The sequence below is a fragment of the Desulfurobacteriaceae bacterium genome (assembly GCA_039832905.1).
GTDB lineage: Bacteria > Aquificota > Aquificia > Desulfurobacteriales > Desulfurobacteriaceae > Desulfurobacterium.
Map to the genome: position 1 here is coordinate 5,878 of JBDOLX010000040.1, position 5,700 is coordinate 11,577.

Below are 5,700 nucleotides of genomic sequence, written 5' to 3' on the forward strand. Positions count from 1 at the left end.
GAGAATATCGTTGATCACTGGAAGTTTATTGCGGAGCTCTTTTTCGTCTCCGCTATATTCTATGGCAATGGCTATTCTTATGTAGTGGCCGTCAGCTAAGTTAATAACTACAGGCTCTAACTCCATAATTTTAAAAGAGTTGGTTATCGAAGTTTCACTTTTTTTCTGGTAAAAGTAAATTGCAACTCCTCCGCCAATCAAAGCTATTATCAATACTAAGAAAATAACCTTTTTCACTTCTTACCCCCGGAAGAAACAACATTTGCCGGCTTAGGCAGGTAAATTTTAACCTCTACTCTCCTGTTGAGAGCTCTCGTCCTTTCATCCTTTTCTTCTACTAAAGGCTGAGTATCTGCCACTCCGACAGCCCTTAGCATATCTTTTTTAACTCCCTTTTTCAAAAGGTATTCTAACACAGAAATTGCTCTTCTTACCGAAAGTTCCCAATTGCTTCCATTTTTTACAGGAAGGCTGTCGGTATGGCCTACAATAAAAACTTTTGTTCCTTTTGGAAGTTGCTTGATTATTTCTGCAAGTTTGTCAAGGGAATTTACTGTTTCAGATTTTAGCTGAAACTTCCCCTTTTCAAAGAGAAAGTTTTCAGGGAAGATTAAAATAATCTCCCCTTTTTTACCTTTGCTAACTGATATTCCTTCTTTTCTAAATTTCTTCTTTATTACACTTTCGGCAAGATGGGGGGAAATGTCAGGAAGTTCAATTCTTGTTCTTTTGTTTCCAGCAAAGATGTGGGCTTTCCGAAAGAAGATAGATATTTCCGGTGGATATGAAATAACAGTAAAAGTCAGGTATAAAGCAAAGAAGGCTATGAGAATGAATAAAACATCCATGAAGGAGGTAAGCCATACCGCATCTTTTTCTTTTCTTTTTCTACTTCCAAAGGATTCCATTTTTAACTCTTAGAAATGCAGTTCAATTTCGACTCTTCTATTCTTGGCTTTTCCTTCGGGAGAGGTATTTGGGGCTACTGGTTCAGTATCAGCACAGGCCATAATTTTAAATTTCACCTTGGGAATTTTACATTCTTTTATTAGAACCTTCAAAACACTTTCAGCTCTTTTAGCAGAAAGAACCCAATTATCAACTCCCGGAACGTTATCAGTATGTCCTTTAATTACGATTTTCTTTATGGATGGATCTTTCAGGGCTTCACATATTTCCTGCAAAAAGTGGATAGTTTCTGGTTTGAGACGATAAGAGCCACTTTCAAAAGTTATTTTGCAAGGAAAAAGAACTTTTATAGTTTTTTTTGTCTCTATTACTTTAAACTCCCTAATAAAAGGGTATTTTTCCTTCAGTTTTTCCATTTTTCCTTTTATTTTTCTTAGAACTTTCTTTCGGGGCGGATACAGAGGTCTAACCATAGGTGGGCCGATAGAATTTTTTGGAGAGTTTAAAAGACCTTTATTTCCCGAGATCTCTCCCATTCTGCTTTTAAAGAGGATAACCTTGCTTATGTCAAGTGTGGAGTGGGAAAGAACTATTACAAAAAAGATAATAAGAATAAAAAGAACATCTATAACCGACAGTTTCCATCTTGACCGAGGAGAAACAATCATTTTTGTTCCTTTTGAGCAACCTTTTTTTCAAAGACGTCAACTTTTCCTTTAGAGAGAGATTCCAAGAGAGATTCTCTTATAACTTTTGGGGAAACTCCCTCAAGCATAAATATTATGGCTTTTTCAACTAAGGTAAGTAGGACTTCTTCTCTTGATTTTAGGTATCTGAGCCGAGAGGCGAGAGGGGTAAAAAACATGTTTGATAGCACGAGGCCGTAGAAAGTTGTAAGGAGTGCTAAAGCAAGGCCGGTTCCGATAGTTGAAGGGTCTTTGAGATTAGCAAGCATGTAAATAAGTCCTATAACTGTCCCGAGCAGTCCAAAGGCCGGTGCAAGAGTTCCTAAATTTTCCACGAGCACTATAGAGTTTTCAATGTCTTCAAGGTAGGACCTTCTTTCAAGCTCAAGTACCTCTTTTATCGTCTTGGTATCCGAAATCTCCATTGCAAGCTGAACTGCTCTTTTTATTCCCTCGTAAGGAACTTTCTTACCTTCTATTTCTCTTTCAAGTCCAAAAAGACCATCCCGGCGAAAAGAAACAGAAAGTCTGTTAAAGAACTCTACGAACTCCTGAAGGTTTACATGTTTATAGGAAAAGGCCAAAAATATAGGTTTTAAGGTTCTTGCTACAACGTCAACAGGAAGGGAAGCGGCGCCAGCCGTAAGCGTTCCTGCAATAACGAATATCAAAGACGGATAGTTAACAAAGAGGTCAAGCTGGCCTTCGAGAAGCAAAGTTATAACAAGCACAACAAAGGGAGAAAAAAGAATTAAAAGAGAAAGAACTTGAAACATCTACTACCTCTTCAGGTTTATAACTGTCTGCAGGATCTCATCGTCGGTAGTTATGACTTTTGTGTTTGCCTGAAAAGCCCTCTGAGCTACTATCATGTCAACAAACTCCTGAGTCAAATCAACGTTTGACATTTCAAGAGCTCCTCCTATCACCTCTCCTAGACCTGAATTTTGGGCAAAGTCCATCTTTATGAGGGAGTACGGGTCATTGTTAAGAGGAACTTTGGGAGCAAATGCCCAGAGATTATCCGAAAGCCTTTTAAGAGTATCTTCTGGCATGTCGGCTAAAGGTACTTTGTATAGCTCAATTTTCTGTCCATTATCGTAGTGGCCTACTAAAGTTCCGTCTTTTTCAAAACTAATTTCTATAAGTTGAGAAGCTGAGTAGCCGTTTTGAGTTGCACTGTGAATCATTGAAGGTTCGGCAAGTTGGGTAGAACCGGCAAAAGAAAGGGTCATGGTTATCGGGTTGCTCGGAGCGTAATTTGGATTTGGTGGAAGATTGGGAGGCATTCCATTCGTCAACATGGAAGGAGGTATGGAGAGGGTAAAGGATGTAGAGGGTAGTCCGTTTTCATCGGTTACTAAGTTACCGTTGGAATCGTAAAGTCTTTCTATCTGACCGGACTCGTTAAACTGAATTCCTCCGCTTGAAACCGCCGAGTCAAAATTCCCGTCAACAAATGCCACCCATTTCCAGAAATTAAAATTCTGAATTCCATTGTCTAATTTATCATCTTTATCGGCTTTTATGAAAAAAAAGTCAACGTGGTGGGCATTTCCCAGGGAGTCGTAAACCGTTAAAGCTGTTGAAAATCCGTAGGAATTGGGATTCTTAGGGTCAAACCCTTCCTTGTTTATGAAAGAAACAGCTTTAGGAAGCTGAGTATTAAGGACGGTTTTGGAAAAGTCTATTTTTAGCGTATCGTTGTTACCATCTCCATCTAAATCTTTGTTAAGTGAAAGTTCAAAGACCGCGTCTACGTCTTGTGTTTCATCATAGTTTTTGATGCTAACTATGCTACCGTTACCGTCAAAGGTTATAACTTTCCTAGTTGTGTTGCCCGAGTCTGCAGGATCCTTTCCTACGTCAGCCCACCATTTTGAACTGATGAGTTCGTTTGCAAGAATGTTCATAATATCACTAAGGCCGTTTTCTGAGAGTGATCCAGCTGGGTCTATTTTTACCGTTTCATTAGCTTTTCCATCTCCGTCAAGGTCTATACCCGAGAAGGTGATAACTCCAGAGGTAAGGTTGCCGGCATTATCAAAGGAAATGGCATCATTCTTGGTGCTTATCTTTGTGTATTTCCCGTTATTAGGATCATAGTAGTAGAGAGATGCATCCCACTGCCTATTTTTAGAATCGTAGTTTTCGAATCTTACAAAAAACTGTCTGTCATTTCCGTCATAAACGGGAATGGGAATGTAATCGGTGTTTGTTCCATCTGAAGCATCAAGTTTTAGCTTGACGGCCAGATGAATTTCTGCCTCTCTTTGCTTGAAAATAATGTTTGCATCAGAAGAATTGTTAAGAAGACTGCTAAGTGTGTAGGCTTTTCCATTAACATCGTAAACAGTTGTATCTGCAAGGTCTGAAAAAGTAGAGTTTGACTGTCTTATTCTGAAGCCGGCATCAATTTTAGAAGTATGAACCGTTGAAATCGGAGTATCTGCATTGAGATTGAAAGAGAGAGCTCCCTTTGTAGTTTCCTTTGCAGGGATTACTTCAAAGTCTTTTAGATTAACATCTGTTAAGTTTGCAGGAGTAGTCGGGGCAAAAGTCCCGTCTTCACTTCTTCTGATACCTTGAAGTATCTGACCAGTGGGAGTAACAAGGTTCCCCTCTGAATCTACGCTGAACTCTCCGGCTCTTGTAAAGCGAAACTGGTCATTATAAGTATTGTAAGGGTCATCGTAGGCATTTGGGTCTCTAACTATGAAGAATCCCCTACCGTTGATTGCTAAATCTGTTGCTACACCTGTTGTTTCGAAAGCTCCTTGTGTCATGATGTTTTGGTAGTTTGATACATACGCTCCGTGTCCGACATAAGAAACATTTCCTCCTGCAACGTAAAAGGTATAGAGAAGGTCGGCAAAGTTAGCTCTTTGCTTTTTATAGCCAACCGTTTGGGCGTTGGCAATGTTGTTAGAGGTTGCGTCCAACGCTTTTTGCTGAGCTTTTGTTCCGCTGATGGCTGTGTAGAGAGACGGAAGCATCGCTTTCCTCCTTTAAAAGAGTTCCTTCAGCTTGAAACTTCAATGACATTTTCAATTGGAAAGGCTACATTTCCCAAAGTTATAGTTTCATCTTTTAAATTTACGACTGTAGCTATTCCAGTGGAGTAAAGAACTATGTCGTTGATTAAACTGCCGTTAGCAGTGGCTTCAACTTTTATCCGAAAGGTACCGTTTAACTGGTTGCCATACTCATCTTTCCCATCCCAAGATACGGTGTAAGTGCCTGCCTGTTGGTTTTGGAGTTCCCACTCTTTTACTACCTGTCCGGATTCGTTAAGAATTTTTATCTTGACAACTTCGGCACTTTCACGAAGTGTGTATTCGGCGGTAATAGAGCCGTCAGCCGATACTAAGTTACCTTTTACTTTTACTTTTTTTCCAAGAAGTGACAAAAGGTTTGTCTTGTTAAGACTTTCTATTACTTGGCCGAACTGCTTGAGAGTGTCTGTGAAGTTGTAAGTCTGCTCAAGTTCGGCAAGAGCTGTAAGCTGTTCTGTAAACTCCTTGGGGTTTATCGGGTCTATCGGATCTTGGTTCTGAATTTGAGCTATCAAAAGTTTGAGAAAATCGTCTTTTTGGAGGGTAGTGCTTTCCGGTGTTTGGATAGCTTTCGGGTCTTTGGTTGTTAGAACGTCACCAAGTTGAGTCAGCATATTTGCCTCTGCTAAAAGGTTCGTGTGCTAAAATAATACCAAAAATGGCAGCTTGACGGAGGATATTGTGAAGAAATTAAGTCTTATGGTGTCTTTATCTTTTCTGTTGGTCTCCTGTGGTGGAACAACTTACAAATCGCAGGTCAAGAAACCGGTGCAGACGCAGATTTCGCTTTTAAACGTTTGTGGTAAAAAAGAGGTAGTTTGTCCTCAAAAGAGGAGCTATCTAGTTACTTATCAGAGCTGTTGTGACTATCCTGTAACCTACAAGAAAAAGTAGGTAGGAGGGAAGTATGAAAAAGATATTTTTTATTTTGCTTGTTTTAATATTTCCTGTATTTGTAAGTGCTCAAGAAGTTTTCCAACGCCTTGATGTTCTTTCTTCTAATTCTGAAGAGGGCCGTTTAAACTCAAAAATTATTTTTTTAGCAGACC

The 5,700-nt window shown here is 39.5% G+C and carries 7 protein-coding genes; 1 reads left to right on the forward strand and 6 read right to left on the reverse strand.

Annotation, left to right across the window (positions count from 1 at the left end; genetic code table 11):
- The 6 genes from ABGX27_03025 to ABGX27_03050 form a co-directional block, all read right to left on the reverse strand.
- On the reverse strand, positions 1–237 hold a 237-nt coding region (locus tag ABGX27_03025), incomplete at its 3' end, for a hypothetical protein (GenBank protein ID MEO2068464.1).
- Positions 234–908 (reverse strand): OmpA family protein, encoded by a 675-nt coding sequence (locus ABGX27_03030; GenBank protein ID MEO2068465.1) that lies wholly within the window; start codon positions 906–908, stop codon positions 234–236. The genes ABGX27_03025 and ABGX27_03030, both read right to left, overlap by 4 nt.
- A gap of 9 nt (positions 909–917) precedes the next feature.
- On the reverse strand, positions 918–1,577 hold the full coding sequence (locus ABGX27_03035; GenBank protein ID MEO2068466.1) for a flagellar motor protein MotB: 660 nt from the start codon (positions 1,575–1,577) through the stop codon (positions 918–920).
- Positions 1,574–2,371: a MotA/TolQ/ExbB proton channel family protein gene (locus ABGX27_03040; GenBank protein MEO2068467.1), complete on the reverse strand. Its 798-nt coding sequence runs from the start codon at positions 2,369–2,371 to the stop codon at positions 1,574–1,576. The genes ABGX27_03035 and ABGX27_03040 overlap by 4 nt, the downstream gene beginning before the upstream one ends.
- A gap of 3 nt (positions 2,372–2,374) precedes the next feature.
- Positions 2,375–4,591, reverse strand: a complete 2,217-nt coding sequence (locus ABGX27_03045; protein MEO2068468.1) for a flagellar hook-basal body complex protein — start codon at positions 4,589–4,591, stop codon at positions 2,375–2,377.
- 26 nt (positions 4,592–4,617) lie between these two features.
- Positions 4,618–5,265 carry a FlgD immunoglobulin-like domain containing protein gene (locus tag ABGX27_03050; protein MEO2068469.1) on the reverse strand — a complete coding sequence of 216 codons (648 nt, stop codon included), beginning with the start codon at positions 5,263–5,265 and terminating at the stop codon, positions 4,618–4,620.
- A 67-nt stretch (positions 5,266–5,332) separates the two neighbouring features.
- Here ABGX27_03050 and ABGX27_03055 point away from each other — a divergent pair, with 67 nt between their 5' ends.
- Positions 5,333–5,545: a hypothetical protein gene (locus ABGX27_03055; protein MEO2068470.1), complete on the forward strand. Its 213-nt coding sequence runs from the start codon at positions 5,333–5,335 to the stop codon at positions 5,543–5,545.
- The last annotated feature ends 155 nt before the right edge of the window (positions 5,546–5,700 follow it).

What these genes read in the sequence shown, in the direction of transcription:
- ABGX27_03045 (MEO2068468.1), bottom strand. Translation starts at nt 4,591, where the DNA reads ATGCTTCCGTCTCTCTACACAGCCATCAGCGGAACAAAAGCTCAGCAA.
- ABGX27_03030 (MEO2068465.1), bottom strand. Translation starts at nt 908, where the DNA reads ATGGAATCCTTTGGAAGTAGAAAAAGAAAAGAAAAAGATGCGGTATGG.
- ABGX27_03050 (MEO2068469.1), bottom strand. Translation starts at nt 5,265, where the DNA reads ATGCTGACTCAACTTGGTGACGTTCTAACAACCAAAGACCCGAAAGCT.
- ABGX27_03040 (MEO2068467.1), bottom strand. Translation starts at nt 2,371, where the DNA reads ATGTTTCAAGTTCTTTCTCTTTTAATTCTTTTTTCTCCCTTTGTTGTG.
- ABGX27_03035 (MEO2068466.1), bottom strand. Translation starts at nt 1,577, where the DNA reads ATGATTGTTTCTCCTCGGTCAAGATGGAAACTGTCGGTTATAGATGTT.